Consider the following 18929-nt stretch of genomic DNA (forward strand, 5'->3'; position numbering starts at 1 on the left):
GTTAAACTATTACAATAATATTGTACCATATATTGAAAATGTTTACACTATAAATTTTTAATAATTTTTATTAATTATGAATTTTTCTTTTTTTCCTTGATATCTTTCTTCCATTAACATTTTATCTAAAATTTCATCTTTTATTTTCCACCAACTAATTCCCCAGTTTACAAAAAGCGAATTTTCTTTAGGTGCCCTTCCTATAAGTCTTTGTACCACAATATCACGATTTGAATATTCTAGAAATATTATTACTCTTTCAATATATTCGTCTTTAGAAATCAATGCTATTTCTTTTTCTTTGTATTGTCTTCCCATTTCTGTATTATCCATTATATACAATGAATGAATTTTAACCTGCTCAACTTTTAAAACAGATAATATTTTCGCTGTTTCTATTGTGTCTTCTATATTATCCCAAGGTAAATTTAGTATTACATGGGTGCAAATTGCAAAATTGAATTTTTTTATTCTAGTAACTGCATCAATAAATTCAGCAAGTGTATGTCCTCTGTTTATTTTTAGCAAAGTGTGATAATTTGATGTCTGCAAACCTAACTCAATTGAAATATTTACATTGTACTCACGATGAATACCTTCTAAAAACTTCAAATATTCATCACCAATACAATCTGGCCTTGTTGATATTGAAATTTCTACTACATTAGGAACTATTGCTTCTATAATATATTTTTTAAAAGAATCAAGTTCTAAATATGTATTTGTATAGTTTTGAAAATATGCAATAAACTTTTTTGCTTTATATTTACTTGAAATATAGTCCATATTTTTTTGAATTTGGTCTTTAACACTTAAAGTATTATCTAGCATTTCAAATCCAGCACCAATCTCAGAGCAAAATGTACATCCTCCGAATCCGATTGTTCCATCTCTATTAGGACAGGTAACAGGAATATTTACAGGAAGCTTATATACCTTTTCTCCATATTTATCTTTTAAATATTTTGAATACTCATTATATAAAATCAAAGTACTTCTCCAAATTAATAAATTTTACAACTAAAAATTCAACTATGAATAATAGATGTATTCACTAAATTATAGTTTATTTTATAATTAAAATCAAACTTATTTTTGGATACTATAACAAAACTTGTAATTTTAATAATTTTAATTACATAAGTATTCTTTTCTTTTATTCAAAAATTATTATAATAATTTTTTTATCTTTTTTTCCATTAAATAATTGAAATGTTTTTAAGTTTTTTGTAAATAATAAGAATGCAAATTAATATAGGAGGTTTAAAAAATGCATATAAAAGAAGGTTTAATTCCTACAGTAGTAGGAACTTGTGTTACTGCCACTGGAATGGCTTTAAAAAATACAAATCTCCCAGATTCTTATAGAAATGGAATCATTGGTTTTGGTTTAGCTCATGTATTTCTTGGTTCAATGGGAATGATGAACGAAAATGGCCATCAACAGGAAATGATGAGAAAAGTATCAAAAGCTGTCAATTTTAAGTAGATGACACAATTAAGTTTTTAATGGGTCGATAACGACACAAACAACAGAAAGCATGCTAAAGTCTCAGCATGCTTTCTGTTATATTGGTTATTATTATGCAAAAATAACATAAAACAAGGAATATAATCCAGCAAGTCCAATTAAAATATATATAGCTCTTCCTATAGGATTTTTCCAACCACCAAAAAAGCTATCTACAATATCTACTTTAGTCAAACCATATAGTCCCCAATTTAACGCTCCTATCAATATAAGAATTGATGATATAGCAGTAATTATTTTCATACGTCCTCCTTAAAACCTTTTTATTACATTATATTTAGTTTTCAAGGAAATATGTGTACATACCGGTAATATTTCTACTTTATATTAAATATTTTTGTTAATTCATATGATACTCCCGAATTATTGTTGTCAAATTCAGTTATCATTTTCGAAACTTTTTTACAATTTTCAGTTCCATTTTTCATAGAAATGCCCATTCCAGAATTAACAATTAATTCTAAATCATTATTATCATCACCAAAAGATATTATTTCCCTTGGCTTAATATTTATGCTATCTGCATACTTTTTTAATGCACGCCATTTACAACCATCAGTGTGCAGAAATTCAAGTAAAGCTCTTTTACTTATATTTCTATTGCAAATAATATTAAACTGACCTTCATTTATCTCATTCATTTCTAAATTAAAATCATGAAGTTTATCTAATTCTTCAAGATAACATACAGATAATATATTTTTTATTTCTCTTGGATTAAATTGAATTAACTTTGCTCTTACATCATCTTTTTTAATGTAACCTAAATAAACTTCTTCCAAGTTTTTATTCTCATATATCATATCATACCCATTGTAATATTCATCAACATGCAAAACAGGATGTAGATTATACTTTAATCCATGATTATATATTTTTTCAAAGACATCTGGATTTAAGTAATTATACTCCATCAATTCATCTGTATTTGACCTTCTTGTAACCGAACCATTATTTGCTAAAATAACAGGATTAATATTTTTTATTTGTTCAGTAAGATTTTTTGCCATAAAATAATTTCTGCCAGTTGCTACAACAATTTCTATTCCCTCATCATTTAATTTATTTAATGTTTCCACATCTTTTTTACTAATTTTTTTATCATCGTTAAGTAAAGTTCCATCTAAATCTGTTACAATCATTTTATAAGTCATATATTCATCTCCATAATTTAATACCACTTATACTAAAAAGCAGTCCACTTTATCGTGAACCGCTTCTTATATAAATTTAAACTATTTTACTAATTCAGAATCTTTAAATATAAATTGACCCATTGTAGTTCTATTTACACCTTCAACTACAGATTCATCTATTACTTGAACATATGTGTAATAATAAATGTTAAAAGTTATAAATTCTTCTGCCATAATTTCTTCAGCTCTTTTTAATAAAGCATCTCTTTCAGTTCCTGTTGCTAATTGTGCAGCAGCTATAACTTCATCAAATTCTTTGTTTGTTTCATTTAATACAGTATCATGAGAAGCTACAGTAGGTTGTAAATTCCATCTCCATTGAGCATCATTATTTCCTGAATAAGAAGTGTATAAGTCAAGCATAGTCATAGGATCGTCATAATCTCCTAACCAGCCGCCTCTAGCCAATGTAAAATCGCCAAGTCTTCTAGTATCTTGGAATGTTGCCCATTCTTCATTTCTAAGTTCTACATCAATATTAAGATTTGCTTTCCACATTTCTTGTAAAGCTTCAGCAATTTTCTTATGATTTTCATTTGTGTTATATAAGAATGTTATAGAAGGGAATCCTTCACCATTAGGATATCCTGCTTCTGCCAATAAGGCTTGTGCTTCTTCTACTTGAGCTTTGTTAGGATCTAATCCATATTCTTCTACTGGATTTCCATCAGCATCTAATTGTCTACAAGATTCCCCTGTAGAGTAAGATAATGAAGGAGGTATAAATCCTGTTGCAGGTAATTGTCCACCTTTAGCTACTTGCTCACAAATTTGTTTTTGGTCTATAGCAAGTGTTAATGCTTTTCTAACTCTTATATCGTTTGTAGGTTCTGCATCAACATTAAATATACCATAGTATGTTCCAACTCTTGGAGCTATAGAGAAGTATGGATCTTCTGCCTTAAGTCTTGGAATCTCATCTTGTGGTATAGCACCGCTATCTAGTACTGCTATTTCGCCATTTTCATATCCACTTAATGCAGTTGTAGCTTCAACTATCATTAAAGCTTTAATTTTTTCAAGTTTAACATTGTCAGCATCCCAATAGTTTTCATTTTTAACTAAAGAAATATGAGAACCTGTTTGGTATTCTTCCAATTTGAAAGGTCCATTAGAAATACAAGTTTCTGGTTTCTTCTCCCAACCTTCGCCATTAGCTGTAACTATATCTTCTCTAACTGGTAGATAAGTATAGAATGTAGTTAAACTTAAGAAATAAGGTACTGGGAAGTTTAATTCTACTACTAATGTGCTGTCATCTGGGCTAGAAACAGCCATATCGTCTCTTGAACCAGTTCCATTTAAGTAATCATTTGCACCTTTTATATAAGGAGCCATGATAAATGAATATTCAGAAGCTGTTGCAGGATCACAAACTCTTTTCCAAGAATATTCAAAATCCTTAGCAGTTACAGGTTGACCATCTGACCATTTTGCACCTTCTCTAATTTTGAAAGTATAAACTGTACCTTCAGCGCCCTCAGCATTAGCTGATATTTCATAGCTTTCAGCTATACCAGGCTCTAAGCCAGTTCCAGTGTCTCTCATCAATCCTTCGAACATATTATTGATAATATGACCGCCATCAGATGCATTATTTAAACCTGGGTCAAAAGTTTTAGGGTCTGCTCCAAGATTCCAAACCAATGTATCTGCTTCTGCAGCTGGTTCTTCTGGTGCTGGAGTTTCTCCTGGCGTTTCTGCTGGTGTTTCAGCAGGTGGTGTTGTTTCTTGAGGCTGAGAACAGCCAACTGCTAGAGACAATACCATTGTAAGTACAATTAACATCGATACTACTTTTTTAAACATAAAATCCCTCCAAATGTTTATTTATGTATATACAGTTAAACAACTGCATCTATATTATTACCTATTTTATACAATATGTCAAGCGCTTTCTAATACTGCATAAAATAGGTATAATAACAAAATTATTTATCCAATAAATGACATGCTGCAAAATGTTCTCCACCAATATCTTTGAGTACTGGATCAACCTCTGAACATATATCCATTGCATACCTACATCTAGTTCTAAATTTGCATCCTGATGGTGGATTTACAGGACTTGGTACATCACCCTCAAGAACTATACGCTTTGCAGATTCTGTTAAATCAGGATCTGGTATAGGAATTGACGATAACAAAGCTTGTGTATATGGGTGAACGGGGTTTTTATAAAGTTCACCACTTTTTGCAACTTCAACTAAACTTCCTAAATACATAACTCCTACTCTACTAGAAATATGCTTAACCATTGAAAGGTCATGAGCTATAAATAAATATGTCAATCCCCTTTCCTGCTGCAAATCATCAAGCATATTAACAACCTGAGCTTGAATAGATACATCAAGTGCTGATATTGGTTCGTCACATATAATAAATTCAGGGTCTACAGCAAGTGCCCTAGCAATTCCAATACGTTGTCTTTGTCCTCCAGAAAATTCATGAGGATAACGACTTGCATGGTCTTTACCAAGTCCTACTGTTTCTAAAAGCTCATATATACGATCTTCTCTTTCTTTACCAGATGCCAAATGGTGAATATCCATAGGTTCTCCAATTATATCAGAAACTGTCATTCTCGAATTTAAAGAAGCATATGGATCTTGAAATATCATTTGCATTTTTCTTCTGTATTTCATTAAATCATGATTTCCAAGCTTAGCTATATCCTTGCCATCATATAATATTTCACCTGCAGTCGGTTCATAAAGTCTTATTATAGTTCTGCCTGTTGTAGATTTACCACAACCAGATTCTCCAACAAGTCCTAGAGTTTCACCTCTTTTTATATAAAATGAAACATCATCAACTGCTTTTACAACTTCTACGTTTTTTTTAATAAAACCTTTATTTTTAGTAAAGAATTTTTTTAAGTTTTTAATTTCTATTAATTTTTCGTTATTTTCCAATTCTTACTCCTCCCTTCAAACTATCATACACTTCATTTTTTGGTGCATCAGGGTGAAGTAACCAGCACATAGCTTCATGCTTTCCATTTTCTGATTTAAAATATGGTGGTTGCTCTTGATTACATACTTTCATTGCAAAATCACACCTTGCATAGAATGGACATCCAGTAGGAGGATTCAATAAATCAGGTGGTGTTCCTGTTATTGGAATCAATCTTTGTTTTTCATCAGAAGCAATTTTAGGTATTGATTTTAATAGTCCCATTGTGTATGGATGCATAGGTGAATAATATATATCTCTACTTGAGCCTTTTTCCATTATAAGTCCACCATACATTACAACCACTCTAGAACATACATCTGCAACAACTCCTAAATCATGAGTTATCAACATAGTAGATGTGTCTAATTTTTTATTTAAATCTTTCATAAGCTTTAAAATCTGAGCTTGAATAGTAACATCCAGTGCCGTTGTTGGCTCATCTGCAATTAACAAATCAGGCTCACATGACAACGCTATAGCAATCATAGCCCTTTGCCTCATACCACCTGAAAATTCATGCGGGAAATTATTTATTCTTTTTTCTGGGTCTGGTATGTTAACCAATCTTAACATTTCTAAAGCTTTTTCATGAGCATCTTTTTTAGATAATTTTTGATGTTTGATTATTGCTTCAGATATTTGATTACCTATTGTATAAACAGGATTTAAAGATGTCATAGGGTCCTGGAATATCATTGCTATTTCATTTCCCCTGACATTCATCATTTCTTTATTTGATTTGTTAGCTAAATTTTCACCTTTAAACCAAACTTCGCCACCCACTATTTTACCTGGGTACAACAAAAGTTTCATAATAGAAAGAGAAGTAACACTTTTACCACTGCCTGATTCTCCAACTATTCCTATAGCTTCACCTTTTTCTACATCAAAGCTTACGCCTCTTATTGCTTTAACTTCGCCTAAGTGAGTGAAAAAAGATGTTCTCAGATCTTTAACTTCTAATAATTTTTCTGCCACTTTCATACACCTCACTTTACTTTCTTTGTTTTGGGTCTAATGCATCTCTAAGACCATCACCAAATAGATTAAATGCCAAAATAGTAATTGATATTGCTAAAGCTGGATAGAATAACTGATATGGATAAGTAAATAATCCTGCTAAAGCGTCATTACATAAAGCACCCCATGAAGCTTTTGGTGCTGATATACCTAAGCCAACAAAACTTAAGAAGGCTTCAGTAAATATTGCCTGTGGCACCTGCATTGTTACAGATACCATTACCGGACCCATTATATTAGGAATTAAATGTTTTAACATTATTCTTTTTGTAGAAGCTCCCAACGTTTTAGCCGCCAATACAAATTCTTGCTCTTTTAAACTTAATACTTGTCCTCTTACTATTCTTGCCATACCTAGCCAATGAGTTATACTTAAAGCTACTATTATTGTACCAAGACCAGGTTGCATAATTACCATTAAAAGTATAACATAAAGCAACGTTGGTATTGAACCAATTATATCAACTATACGCATCATAATATTATCAACACGCCCGCCAAAATAACCTGAAATACCACCGTATAATACACCTATAATAAAATTAAGAAATGCTGCTACAAAACCTACTATTAAGGATATACGGCCACCATATACAACTCTAATAAACATATCTCTTCCTAAATAATCTGTACCAAATACATAAGTTTTATTTCTTATAGTTTTTGTAGGAAGTATTTCTTTTCCATCAAATCTTATTTCAACTTTCTTAGCATTATCTAAATTAAATTGTGCTTCTTCTAGATTGATACTAGGATCTTTTTTAGCTTTTTTTTCTAAAGCTAAATATTCTTTTTTAGCTTGCAAATACAAACTGTAATCTACAATTAATTCTTTTCCATCAAATTCGTAAATATACATTCTATTATTCTGATCATCTTTTTTAATTTCAGACATCTGCAAAAGCTCTCCGTCTTTTGAAACCTCTATAGCTTTATAAGCCTTAGTAATATATATATAATTACCATCTGTTACTTCATAAACTTCAAGATTTGGCGGTATGTTAGAAAAATCAAGTACTTGATTAGAATATTGGATTGGCCAAAATAGAGGCACAAATATTGCCATTAAAACAACCATTAATATAACTATCAAAGATACAACTGCAACTTTATTTTGTTTCAATCTCCTTGCTGCGTCCTGCCAATATGTTAAACTTTTTCTAGATACTTTCTCTGAGTCCTTTTGTGACTTATCTAAATTTTCCCACATATCAGGAGATATTTTTTTGTAATCATCCATTATGTTTCCTCCTAATCGTATTTTATACGTGGATCAATCAAAACATATACTATATCCACAATCAAAACTGCAGTAACCAAAAATATACCAAAGAACACCGTTATACCCATTATTAATGTGTAGTCTCTACCTAATATACTTGTAGTAAACAAAGAACCTATTCCTGCTATACCAAATACTTTTTCAATAACAAAAGAACCTGTAACAATACCAGCTATCATCGGTCCAATATAAGTTACTACTGGAATTAATGCATTTCTAAGCGCATGCTTGCCTATTACCACAAATTCAGATAATCCTTTTGCTCTTGCTGTTCTAATATAGTCTTGTTGTAAAACATCAAGAACGGAAGTTCTTGTTAGTCTAGTTACATAGGATAGCGAAAACATACCTATACAAATAACTGGTCCAACAAAATGTTTCCATGAACCTACGCCAAAAGAAGGCGCCCATCCAAGTTTTTTACTAAAAAAATACAAATACCCAGTTGCAAAAACAAAACTTGGTATCGTTGCCCCTAAGGTGGAAATAAACATTACCGTTCTATCACTAACTTTATTTTGCCGTAGGGCAGCAATAATTCCGAGAAATATTCCAACAACTATTATAAATAAGGAAGCCCACCCTCCTATTTTTAAAGAATATGGAAACCCTCCTTTTATTATATCTTGTGTTGTAAGTCCAATTCTGTTAAAAGATACACCAAAGTCCCCTTTTAAAAAATTTGTCATATAGGTTAGATACTGCTCAAATTCTGGTTTATCTAATCCATATTTAGCATACACTGCTGCTTTTACTTGCGGAGTCATAGCACGTTCTGAAACAAATGGATCTCCCGGTATACTTTTCATCAATATAAATGTTAGTGTCATAATAAACCATATAGTTATTACTGATGAAAAAATTCTTTTTAATATATATCTTCCCACTATATTATCTCCTCTCTTTATTAAAATAGTAGTACCTAATTATAGCACAAAAAAAATACAATATCAATATTTTAGTTTGTTAAGCGGAAAATGTTTTTTTATGCATGCAATCGTTTTTTATCCGTTGCAATCGTGTTCAAATAATAGCAATTTAAACTTTTACCTATCATTACACAACTGTTTTTTTGTATATACTTTCACTGCTTTTTATAAACTATCATAGTTGAAAGAATTTTTTTTCGCATTCATTTAACTTATTTTGTAATTATTTCAAAGACATATTTTACCTTCTAAATAGCTTTAATTTTTATATTGAAATACCTTTCCATTTAAAGGTAAAAAATGCTAAATATTTTTTTACAAATAGGAACTATTTTACATATAGTAAATTTATTTAGCCCTTTTCAATACTTCGCAAATAAAATAATATGTATTTTCAATAGATTTAATACTAATATGTTCATTTGGAGAATGTACATCCCACGTATCAGGTCCTATTGAAATTGCATCTAATCCTTGTACTTTCTTCATCAAAAGACCACATTCTAGTCCAGCATGAATAGCCTCTACTTTTGGTTCTTTATTATATAACTCTTTATATGTATCTATGCATAATTCTCTAACTTCAGATTTTTTCGCATATTCCCATCCCGGGTAATAGTTACCAACTTTGCATTTTATGTCCAACGTTTCAGCTATTTGTTTCATCATAGGTTCAACATTACAAGTTAACAAAGTTTCAACAGAACTTCTTGAGCTATTATAAATATTTACAAAGTTTTTTTCTGTTGTTATTACACCTAAATTATTAGAGCTAATAACTAAATCAATTACAGTACTCCTTGACAGCACGCCTGATGGTATAATATTTATAGCCGATACTATTTTTTTAAAGCAATCCTTTTTAATTGGAACTTCTTTTGTGTTTGTTTCTTGAACGAGTACAGTAACTGATGGGTCTGTAAAAGTAAATTCGTTTTTGAGTATCTCATTCCAAAATTTTATTTTATCTTTAACTTCATCAATTTTATCAGTTGTAAAAACTGCATATGATTCACGAGGTATAGCATTTGTTTTTGAACCTCCGTTAATTTTTACCAATTCAACATCATCTTGAATATCATAAAGAACTCTTCCAAGTATTTTATTTGCATTTCCCCTTTCTTTATGTATTTCTGCTCCTGAATGTCCTCCCAATAGCCCTTTTACCACAACTTTATATGCATTTTTTTCATTTGTATTTTGCTCTATTATTGGTATTTTAAATGAAATATCGCACCCACCTGCACAACCAGATGTAAAGATACCTTCTTCCTCGCTATCTAAGTTCAATAAATATTTACTTTTAAATATACTACCATCTACTTTTATTGCGCCAGTCATCCCTTTTTCTTCATCTACCGAAATAAATACTTCCAATTCAGGATGTGATAAATCATCAGAATCTAATATTGCCAAAGCCATTGCCACTGCTATTCCATTATCTGCACCTAATGTAGTTTCTGTAGCATATATGCATCCATCGATTATTCTTAATGCTATTGGATCCTTTTCAAAGTCATGTTCAATACCTTCGTTTTTTTCGCAAACCATATCCATATGACCTTGAATCATAACTACTGGAGCATTTTCATATCCTTTAGTAGCTGGCTTTCTAATAATAATATTTAAAAATTCATCTTGAAACACTTCCCAGCCCTTGTTTTTAGATAAATTGAGCAAATAATCAGAAATTTCTTTTTCATTTCCTGAGCCTCTTGGAATTCTAGTTACCTCTTCAAAATAATAAAACAGCTTTTCAGGTTTTAAGTTTTTTAAAATTCTTTCCATTTTATTTCTCCTATTAAATAATTTATTTGTAAATATTTAAAGAACAATAGTTATACAATAATTCCACTATTGTTCGTCCATTGTTCTTCTATTTTTATATTCTTCTATTCTACGCTTCCAATTCTATTAAAAGGGAAAAATCTAAACAACACCTTACCAATTATCTGTTCTTCTGATATGTAAGGATTATCCCAAAATCTTGCATCATATGATATTGGTCTATTATCACCTAAAAAGAAATAGCACTTTTCTGGTACATTAAAAGTTTTTGCCTGTCCTGTTGATTTTATAGCATATGGTTCATTTATTTTTTTATCATTTACAACTACACTTCCATCTTCTTTTACTTCAACTTTATCACCTGGTAATCCGATTAATCTCTTTACAAGCCTCTTATTGTCTAATTCTATAGATCTAAAAACAATTATATCTCCACGCTCTGCTTTATTTATATCAAATATTTCATTTACATAAAGTCTATCACCAGGTATAATTGTATCCTCCATTGAGCCGGTAGGAACCGTTACTAAGATAAATATAAATTTATTCAAGAAAAGCACAATAACAAGCGCTACTAAAATGGGGATAATCCATTCTTTTATAAAATACTTCATAATTCCACATCCATTCATTTTTTATTTATTTTTTTTACAGAAGTATTTCATTAAATACCCTTAAAAAGTTACCGCCTATTATAAGTTTTACATCTTCACTTGAAATTCCTCTTTTAAGGAGCTCTTCAGTCAATAATATCGTTTCTGCATGAGACTTCAATCCGTCACTATTATGTGGTTGAAATTTAAATTTAAGTTCACTTTCATAGTAGCTATTACATAAATCAAATCCATATCCAATATGCTCTGCTCCAACTAATCGAACAATATACTCAATATGGTCACAAAGTTTTACAATTGGATTTTCTCCTTCTTTAATACCTGCAATATTTATATAGGCATTTAACCCTATAACACCATTTCTTTCTGCAATAATTTTAATTTGATCATCTGTGAGATTTCTCATTCTATCATGTATGCTACGTACACATGAATGAGAAGCAATAAATGGTTTTTTCGTAAATTTAACTATGTCCCAAAAACCTTCGTCATTTAAATGACTTACATCAATCAACATATGCATATCTTCTAGTTTTTTTACTACTTCAACACCAAATTTAGTAAGTCCACCCTTTTGACCTTCTTCGGCAGGACTGAAATGGCATCCATCTGCAACATAATTCCTTCTGCTCCATACTAGTCCAGCAGCTCTAACTCCTAGCTCATAAAAAATTCTTAATAATCCTATATCTGTACCTATTGGTTCTAATCCCTCAAATGACAAAATTATCGCAATTTTATTTTGATTTACAGCATCATTCAACTCTTTTTTAGTTTTAACCAATACAACCTCTCCGTCACAGGTTTCTATATCTTCCAGCAGAGCCCGTATTTGTCCTAAAGCAACACGCAGTGCCATTTCGGGCAAAAATATATCATCAATATATAATGATGATACAATTATATTAAATCCTGCTTTTTTAAAGTTTTCAAGATAATTTCGCTTAATTACTTCTTTTTCTCCTGCCATGTATCTATTATATATTTCTCCTGCTAGATCTAAATGAGTATCTACTACAACAGAATTCTTATGTAACTCTAAAGCTATTTCTTTATGATCCATCTCAATCTCCTTTATTGCTAATATTATTTCTATTATAGTTAGTTTATGATTATTTTACAAGGTAATTTTTGAACAACAGGTATGCAATTATAGAACAATAGCTCGCCTATTGCTCTATAATTGCTATTACTATGTTATTGTTTAGGACATACTATTTGAATACTTTTTGTTGCCTTATTTAAAATTTCGTTACCATCTTCTGTTACCGCAACAATATCCTCTATTCTCATTCCAACCTTTCCAGCTATGTAAATACCTGGTTCTATACTAAAAACCATGCCCTTATCAAGATATCTATTGTGACTTGCTTTAATATCTGGAGCTTCATGAACTGAATATCCTATGCCATGTCCTAATCTAGTAAAGAAATACTCCCCGTATCCAGCATTTTCTATGATCTCCCTTGCCGCTTTATCAACATCAGGTATATACGCACCCTTTACTGCTGCTTTTTCTCCAGCCTCTTGAGACTCTAGAACAATTTCGTAAATTTTTCTTTCTTCATCAGTTACACCACCAACAAATACTGTTCTTGACATATCTGCACACATATTTTTATATTTGCAACCCCAGTCAAGAACTATTACATCTTTTTCTTCAATAACTCTTTGATTATCATTATAGTGTGGATAAGAAGAATTTGGTCCAGAGCATACCATTGTAAATCCTTCATCAGCACCCTTTGCTTTAAATATTTCAATCATTTTATTGGCTATATCAATCTCTTTTATACCTGGCTTAATAAATTTTAATAATTCATCATACGACTCATCTGTTATTCTTGCAGCAATTCTAAGGTTTTCCAGTTCTTCTTCATCTTTAATCATACGCATTTCTTCAAGAATAGGTTTTCCATTAACAAATTTTACGTCCACTTCTTCCATAATTTGAAGTATTAAAATCGCTCTTTCAGTAGAATTAACACCTATTGTTTTGCCTATTAATCCATTCTCTACAAATGCTTTTTTCACTGTATCTGTAAATACATCTCCATCAAACCACCCGTAAACTTTAACATCAGGCCCTAAAACAGCCTGAACTTCTGCAACTGTTAACAGATTACATATATAAAAATACGTCCCATCCTTTTTTATTATTAAAGCTTGAAACCTTTCACACAAATGTGTGTTATGACCCATTAAAAATTCCATTTCCTCTGATGGTGCAACGAGTAACGCATCTAACTCCTTTTTTTGCAAAATTGACACAAGCTTATCCAAATATTTTTTATTCATTGAATGCATCTCCTTTAAATATAAATATTTTCTAAATTATTAATATAATTATAAATCGCTTGACATGAAATAGCAACCTAATCTTTATCACATTGAATGGCTATTCTATTTTTGCAGTTCTTATAATTTTTTACACTACTGATGGTTCTAAAAGTAAGTTTCCAGTTTTGAATCGGTTCAAATTAAGCATGCTTACATCAATTGTTGGTTTTTCTCCTAGTATCATTTCAGACATAACTACACCCGTTATAGGTCCAAACATAAATCCATGACCACTAAATCCAACTGCCATATAGAATCCTTCTATATTTTCTGCTTTGTCATAAATTGGTTGTTTATCAGGTGTCATATTATAAAGCCCTGCCCACTGTCTAATAACTCTTAGCTTTGAAATTGGCGGAAGTATGTCATCAATAGTTTTAGCCATTTCCTCAATAAAATGCCAACTTGATGTTATTCTTAAATCTCTTGGTTCATTAGCATCACCCCTACCCATTATAAATGAACCATGCGGTGATTGTTGTACATATAAATTTAAACCAAATGACATTACCATTGGTCCTTGCATAGGTTCTACAGGTTCCGTAACAAGAATTTGATGCCTTTCTGAATAAACAGGTATATCTACTTCAACCATTTCACTTATCTTTTTAGAAAAACCATTTGTTGCATTTACAACACAATTTGTCGCTATATGTCCCTTGTCAGTTTCAACTCCTACTACCTTATTTTTTTCAACCTTTATTCCTGTAACCTCTGTAAATGTATTAAATTCAACTCCAAGTTTTTTTGCAGCAGAATAAAATGCATCAGTTGTATGGAAAGGATTTAAAAATCCATCTTTTTCACAAAATGCTGCACCCTTTAATAAATTCGTATTCAAATATGGTACAATTTCCTTTGCCTCTTCTAAACTTAACATTTTAGATGGAATTCCACATACATGCTGTACTTCTATATTCTTTTTAAACTGCTTGATTTCTTTATCAGTATCAGCAATCAACAAGTATCCACTTTGTTTAAATTCAACATCTCTTTTATATTCAAGTATTTCATTAGCATTTTCATAAAATTCAATACTCTTTTTTCCTATCTTACAGTTCATCTCAGTTCCCCACTGCATTCTTACACCTGCACCACATCTGCCTGTAGAACCACTGCATATATAATTTTTCTCTATAACAACTATGTTTTTTACACCTTTTTTAGCTAGGTTATATGCAATCGAACATCCAGAGATTCCAGCACCTATAATAACTATTTCTGCACTATTCTTCATTATTTCTGCCCTCCTCTGCTATCAACCCTAATCTTACTCCTACTACAGGAGGTCTTGTAGTTTGAAATTTAACATCCTTGATATTTTGTCCCGTACTCATAGCAATTTCTTTCATTACTAATTGACCACAAGTTTTTCCCTGACAAGGTCCCATTCCTATACGTGTTATTCTTTTTATCTCATCATATGTTACATAGCCTTCCTTTATTAAATCTCTAACTTCTTTTAAAGTAACATCTGAACATCTACAGATAATTGTATTTTCCTCCATATGACTACACCTCAACCTTAATATTTCTAAAATCATACATATATTTTCTATCCACCTCAACTGTAATTACAGGTGTTCTATCAAATGATTTAGGATTTAATACCTTTAGTACTTTTACATCAGTTAAATAGTTTCCTTCCCTATCTAACCCTTTTACCATCTTGCCTTCCTCTGGAAGTGGTAAAAATTCATATGGAATCTTCACCAAAACCTTGTCATTTGATTTCGAACCATCAACTACCATAATTGCAAGTCCAGGACATTTACTTAAACATATTGCACAACCAGTACAATTATCAGTATTTACTTCTGGTATATTGTTTATATCTTCACCTACATTAATTGCATCAAATTTACACGCAGTCTGACATGGGTTACATGGTATTTTTTTATAACACTCAACCACTGCAACCGGACCCTTATTTATTCTATCTAGCGAAGGAAATTTTTCCATAACCATTTCTATACTTGGTATTCCTGTTTGTTCGAACATATTAACCCTCCTCGTTATCTTACTATCTGCTCTATTCCTGCTAAAATATGTTCACCAACAGGACCTGAACGAAGTTCACTCAATTGTTTTAAATAATCCATTTTTTTATTTTCAAAGTCTTCAGCTTTATGACCAATTTTAGCTGCAGCACAAAGACCTGCTAAATATCCCTCAACCATAGCAGCACTTGCCTCTTCAACACCTGATATGTCTCCTGCAACAAATAAATTTTCGATTGTTGTTTCATAATCTTCATTTCTAACAGGAACTGTACCACTCAATTGAGGAATATATTTCATTTCACAGCCACTCATTGACAGCAATTCATTCAAAGGTGTTAATCCTACTGAAATGCACATTACATCAGCATCAAGTGTTTGTTCTGTTCCTGGTATTTGTTGAAATTTATTATCTAACTTACATATTACCGCTTTTTCAAGGTAATCTTTTCCTATAGCCTCTTTAACTGTGTATCCTGTTAAAATTGGAACACCCATTCTCCTTATTTTAGAAGCATGAACTAAATATCCACCTATTTTAGGCGCTGCATCAAGTATTGCTACTACTTCTACTCCTGCTTGCATCAGTTGATAACTTACTATTAAACCAATATTACCTGCTCCTACCATAAGAACCTTATTCCCTGGTTTTACACCATATACATTCATTAATGTCTGAACTGCACCTGCGCCATAAATTCCAGGTAAATCATTATTAGGAAATGCAAGAGACTTTTCAAATGCTCCAGTACAAACTATAACAGCTTTTGGTTTTATTTTAAAATATTTATCTTCTTTATGTAATACGGTAATAATTCCATCTTCATACATTCCTACAACTGTCGAATTTGTTAGAATTTCGACATTTTTTTCATATTTTTTTAATTCAGTTAGTAAAATATCAGTTATGTCAATTCCCCTTGTAGATGCATATTGCTTTTCTGAACCAAAAAACATATGTGTTTGTTTTACTAGTTGTCCACCTAATGACTTGTTTCTTTCTATAATAAGGACCTTTGCTCCACTTGATGCTGCACTAATTGCTGCGCATAAACCAGCAGGACCTGCGCCCACTATAACTAATTCAGCCTCTTTCATGCTATCACTCCTTTTCCTTCCTGTGTTTGTACTACCATTCCTTCAATTAAATCAGTGGTACATGTTTTTACATTAGGAACACCATCAACCACCATTAAGCATGATGAACAATTTCCTATTGCACAATAGAACCCTCTAGGTCTATGTAAAAACAAACTTTTTCCAAGAACCTTAACACCTGCTGCATGCAATGCAGCAGCTATGGTTTCGCCTTCATATCCTTCTATTTCTTGACCGTTAAAAGTAAATTTTATTTTTTTACCTCTGTTAAATTCAAGAATAGGATGATTTTCAATTCTCATATACGCTCTCCTCAAATATATTTGAACTACTTACTTATTTTATTATTAGCAAATTACATGCCACATTTATTTTTATTAAACTTTTCAAATTTAATTGAAATATCAAATAAACTTAAAGTATATAGCTATATATTTTGTGTCATATTTTCGACACTGAGTCGATTTATTGACACCTATATTAGACTCTTACTAAACAATAAATCAATTTACACTTTTTTGCATAATTTCAAATATTTCCACTAAAACTCAACTCTTAATATCCTCTATAATTATAAAATGTTAAATGAACATTACATATACACCTCTTCATTTAGCATATAATGTTGTCAGTTATTGGACATATAAATCATCACGATTATCGTTTTTGTCCATATATATCATTGTAATTTTTATAGTTATTGATTTCTTGTTGAAAAAATGTTATAATTAATAGATATGGTATTATAATCCGTTAATTGCATTAAAATATTTTAAATATAAGTAATTGCTTATTTGGAGGAAATTAATGAAGATAATTATTATTGGTGGAGGTAAGGTAGGTTACACATTGGCAAAGCAACTTTCTACAGAAAATCATGATATTACTGTCATAGATAATAATATCAGTGCCCTTAATCGTGCAGATGAAACGCTTGATGTAATGTGCATAAAGGGTAATGGAGCTAGCGTAGAGGTTCTACAGGAGGCAAATGTAGCTGATTCCGACTTATTAATAGCAGTTACTGATGGTGATGAGCTTAATATGATTTGTTGTGTTATAGGAAAAAAACTTGGTGCTAAGCATACTGTTGCACGTATACGTAACACTGACTATTCCGGTGAACACCACATGCTTAAAGAAGAACTTGAATTAGATTTAGTAATAAACCCTGAAATGGATGCTGCTGCAGAAATTGCTCGTATACTACAATTTCCATTTGCTGCTAATGTTGAAACATTTGCAAATAATATGTTGGAAATGGTCGAATTTAGAGTAATGGAATCAGACCCTATAATAAATATAAAGCTCATGGACCTTACTAAAAAGTTACCTTCTAAGGTTTTATTTTGTTCAGTAAAACATAATAATCAAATTATTATACCTAATGGAAACTACATCTTCGAAGTTGGCGATGTGGTTTATGTAATAGGTGAAAGAAGTGGAATTTCTAAATTTTTTAAATACTTAGGTAGAAGTGCACAAAGAGCTAAAAATGTTACTATTGTTGGAGGTAGCAGAATTAGTATTTATTTAACATGGTTACTAACTGAAACAGGTATTAATGTAAAAGTTATAGAACTCAATAACAATAGATGTGTTTTATTAAGTGAAGTTCTACCGCATGCACTTATTATATGTGGCGATGGTACAGACCAAGATGTTTTAGAAAATGAAAACATTCATTCAACAGATGCTTTTATTGCACTTACAGATAGAGATGAGGAAAATTTAATTAGTTCAATTTATGCACATCAATGTGGTGTTCCAAAGGTGATTTTAAAAATTAACCGTGTGAATTATATACCTATCGTAAATCAACTTGGTTTAGATAGCATAATAAGTCCTAAATATACTGCAGCAAATAACATATTAAGATATGTTAGAGCTTTAAACAACTCTAGAGGTAGTGCTGTTGAAAAACTTTATAAAATTTTAGATGACAAAGCTGAGGTTGCTGAATTCACAGCTAACAGCTCTACTAAATTTCTAAATATTAAATTAAAAGATTTAGTTATAAAAGAAAATATATTAATTGCTGCAATAGTTCGAAACAAAAAAATAATAATTCCTTATGGAAATGATTTTATAAAGGAAGAAGACAAAGTTATCGTTATTACAAAAACAGGCTTTATTTCAGACCTTAACGATATTTTAGGTTAGTAATTTGGAG

19 protein-coding genes are annotated in these 18929 nt (G+C 30.9%); 2 read left to right on the forward strand and 17 right to left on the reverse strand.

Annotation, left to right across the window (positions count from 1 at the left end):
* Positions 1-57: 57 nt before the first annotated feature.
* Positions 58-987, reverse strand: coding sequence for a tRNA modification radical SAM protein MnmL/YtqA (mnmL, locus tag J2Z76_RS04415; RefSeq protein ID WP_209511021.1), 930 nt, complete (start codon positions 985-987; stop codon positions 58-60).
* Positions 988-1270: 283 nt separating this feature from the next.
* Between mnmL and J2Z76_RS04420 the strand changes: the two genes are divergently transcribed.
* Entirely contained in the window at positions 1271-1489 is a 219-nt protein-coding gene (locus tag J2Z76_RS04420) for an asparagine synthase (protein ID WP_209510793.1), read from the forward strand.
* Positions 1490-1582: 93 nt separating this feature from the next.
* Here the strand turns inward: J2Z76_RS04420 and J2Z76_RS04425 are convergent, their stop codons facing one another.
* The 16 genes from J2Z76_RS04425 to J2Z76_RS04500 all read right to left on the reverse strand — a co-directional run bounded on the left by J2Z76_RS04425 (position 1583) and on the right by J2Z76_RS04500 (position 17058).
* On the reverse strand, positions 1583-1774 hold the full coding sequence (locus J2Z76_RS04425) for a DUF378 domain-containing protein (protein WP_209510794.1): 192 nt from the start codon (positions 1772-1774) through the stop codon (positions 1583-1585).
* A 74-nt stretch (positions 1775-1848) separates the two neighbouring features.
* Positions 1849-2685: a Cof-type HAD-IIB family hydrolase gene (locus J2Z76_RS04430; protein ID WP_209510795.1), complete on the reverse strand. Its 837-nt coding sequence runs from the start codon at positions 2683-2685 to the stop codon at positions 1849-1851.
* 81 nt (positions 2686-2766) lie between these two features.
* Positions 2767-4536: a peptide ABC transporter substrate-binding protein gene (locus tag J2Z76_RS04435; protein WP_209510796.1), complete on the reverse strand. Its 1770-nt coding sequence runs from the start codon at positions 4534-4536 to the stop codon at positions 2767-2769.
* Between the two features lie 122 nt (positions 4537-4658).
* The gene (locus J2Z76_RS04440; protein ID WP_209510797.1) at positions 4659-5642 is read right to left on the reverse strand and encodes an ABC transporter ATP-binding protein; all 984 of its coding nucleotides are present in this window, start codon (positions 5640-5642) and stop codon (positions 4659-4661) included.
* On the reverse strand, positions 5632-6669 hold the full coding sequence (locus J2Z76_RS04445) for an ABC transporter ATP-binding protein (protein ID WP_209510798.1): 1038 nt from the start codon (positions 6667-6669) through the stop codon (positions 5632-5634). The genes J2Z76_RS04440 and J2Z76_RS04445 overlap by 11 nt, the downstream gene beginning before the upstream one ends.
* Positions 6670-6679: 10 nt before the next feature.
* Complete coding sequence (locus tag J2Z76_RS04450; RefSeq protein WP_280922367.1) at positions 6680-7945, reverse strand: ABC transporter permease; 1266 nt, start codon at positions 7943-7945, stop codon at positions 6680-6682.
* A gap of 11 nt (positions 7946-7956) precedes the next feature.
* A complete protein-coding gene (locus tag J2Z76_RS04455; protein ID WP_209510799.1) occupies positions 7957-8874 on the reverse strand; it encodes an ABC transporter permease in 918 nt (305 codons plus the stop codon).
* 390 nt (positions 8875-9264) lie between these two features.
* Complete coding sequence (locus J2Z76_RS04460) at positions 9265-10704, reverse strand: aminoacyl-histidine dipeptidase (RefSeq protein ID WP_209510800.1); 1440 nt, start codon at positions 10702-10704, stop codon at positions 9265-9267.
* A 104-nt stretch (positions 10705-10808) separates the two neighbouring features.
* Positions 10809-11318, reverse strand: coding sequence for a signal peptidase I (gene lepB, locus J2Z76_RS04465; protein ID WP_245210319.1), 510 nt, complete (start codon positions 11316-11318; stop codon positions 10809-10811).
* Between the two features lie 34 nt (positions 11319-11352).
* Complete coding sequence (locus tag J2Z76_RS04470; protein ID WP_209510802.1) at positions 11353-12381, reverse strand: dipeptidase; 1029 nt, start codon at positions 12379-12381, stop codon at positions 11353-11355.
* A 134-nt stretch (positions 12382-12515) separates the two neighbouring features.
* On the reverse strand, positions 12516-13616 hold the full coding sequence (locus J2Z76_RS04475) for a M24 family metallopeptidase (RefSeq protein ID WP_209510803.1): 1101 nt from the start codon (positions 13614-13616) through the stop codon (positions 12516-12518).
* A 130-nt stretch (positions 13617-13746) separates the two neighbouring features.
* On the reverse strand, positions 13747-14895 hold the full coding sequence (locus J2Z76_RS04480; protein ID WP_209510804.1) for an NAD(P)/FAD-dependent oxidoreductase: 1149 nt from the start codon (positions 14893-14895) through the stop codon (positions 13747-13749).
* Positions 14885-15166, reverse strand: coding sequence for a (2Fe-2S)-binding protein (locus J2Z76_RS04485; RefSeq protein ID WP_209510805.1), 282 nt, complete (start codon positions 15164-15166; stop codon positions 14885-14887). The genes J2Z76_RS04480 and J2Z76_RS04485 overlap by 11 nt, the downstream gene beginning before the upstream one ends.
* Positions 15167-15170: 4 nt before the next feature.
* The gene (locus J2Z76_RS04490) at positions 15171-15659 is read right to left on the reverse strand and encodes a 4Fe-4S binding protein (protein WP_209510806.1); all 489 of its coding nucleotides are present in this window, start codon (positions 15657-15659) and stop codon (positions 15171-15173) included.
* Positions 15660-15673: 14 nt separating this feature from the next.
* Positions 15674-16756 carry an NAD(P)/FAD-dependent oxidoreductase gene (locus J2Z76_RS04495; RefSeq protein WP_209510807.1) on the reverse strand — a complete coding sequence of 361 codons (1083 nt, stop codon included), beginning with the start codon at positions 16754-16756 and terminating at the stop codon, positions 15674-15676.
* Positions 16753-17058: a (2Fe-2S)-binding protein gene (locus tag J2Z76_RS04500; protein ID WP_209510808.1), complete on the reverse strand. Its 306-nt coding sequence runs from the start codon at positions 17056-17058 to the stop codon at positions 16753-16755. Before J2Z76_RS04500 ends, J2Z76_RS04495 begins: the two co-directional genes overlap by 4 nt.
* A 505-nt stretch (positions 17059-17563) precedes the next feature.
* Here J2Z76_RS04500 and trkA point away from each other — a divergent pair.
* The gene (gene trkA, locus J2Z76_RS04505; protein WP_209510809.1) at positions 17564-18919 is read left to right on the forward strand and encodes a Trk system potassium transporter TrkA; all 1356 of its coding nucleotides are present in this window, start codon (positions 17564-17566) and stop codon (positions 18917-18919) included.
* The last annotated feature ends 10 nt before the right edge of the window (positions 18920-18929 follow it).

This window comes from Sedimentibacter acidaminivorans (genome assembly GCF_017873955.1).
Taxonomy (GTDB): Bacteria; Bacillota; Clostridia; order Tissierellales; family Sedimentibacteraceae; genus Sedimentibacter; species Sedimentibacter acidaminivorans.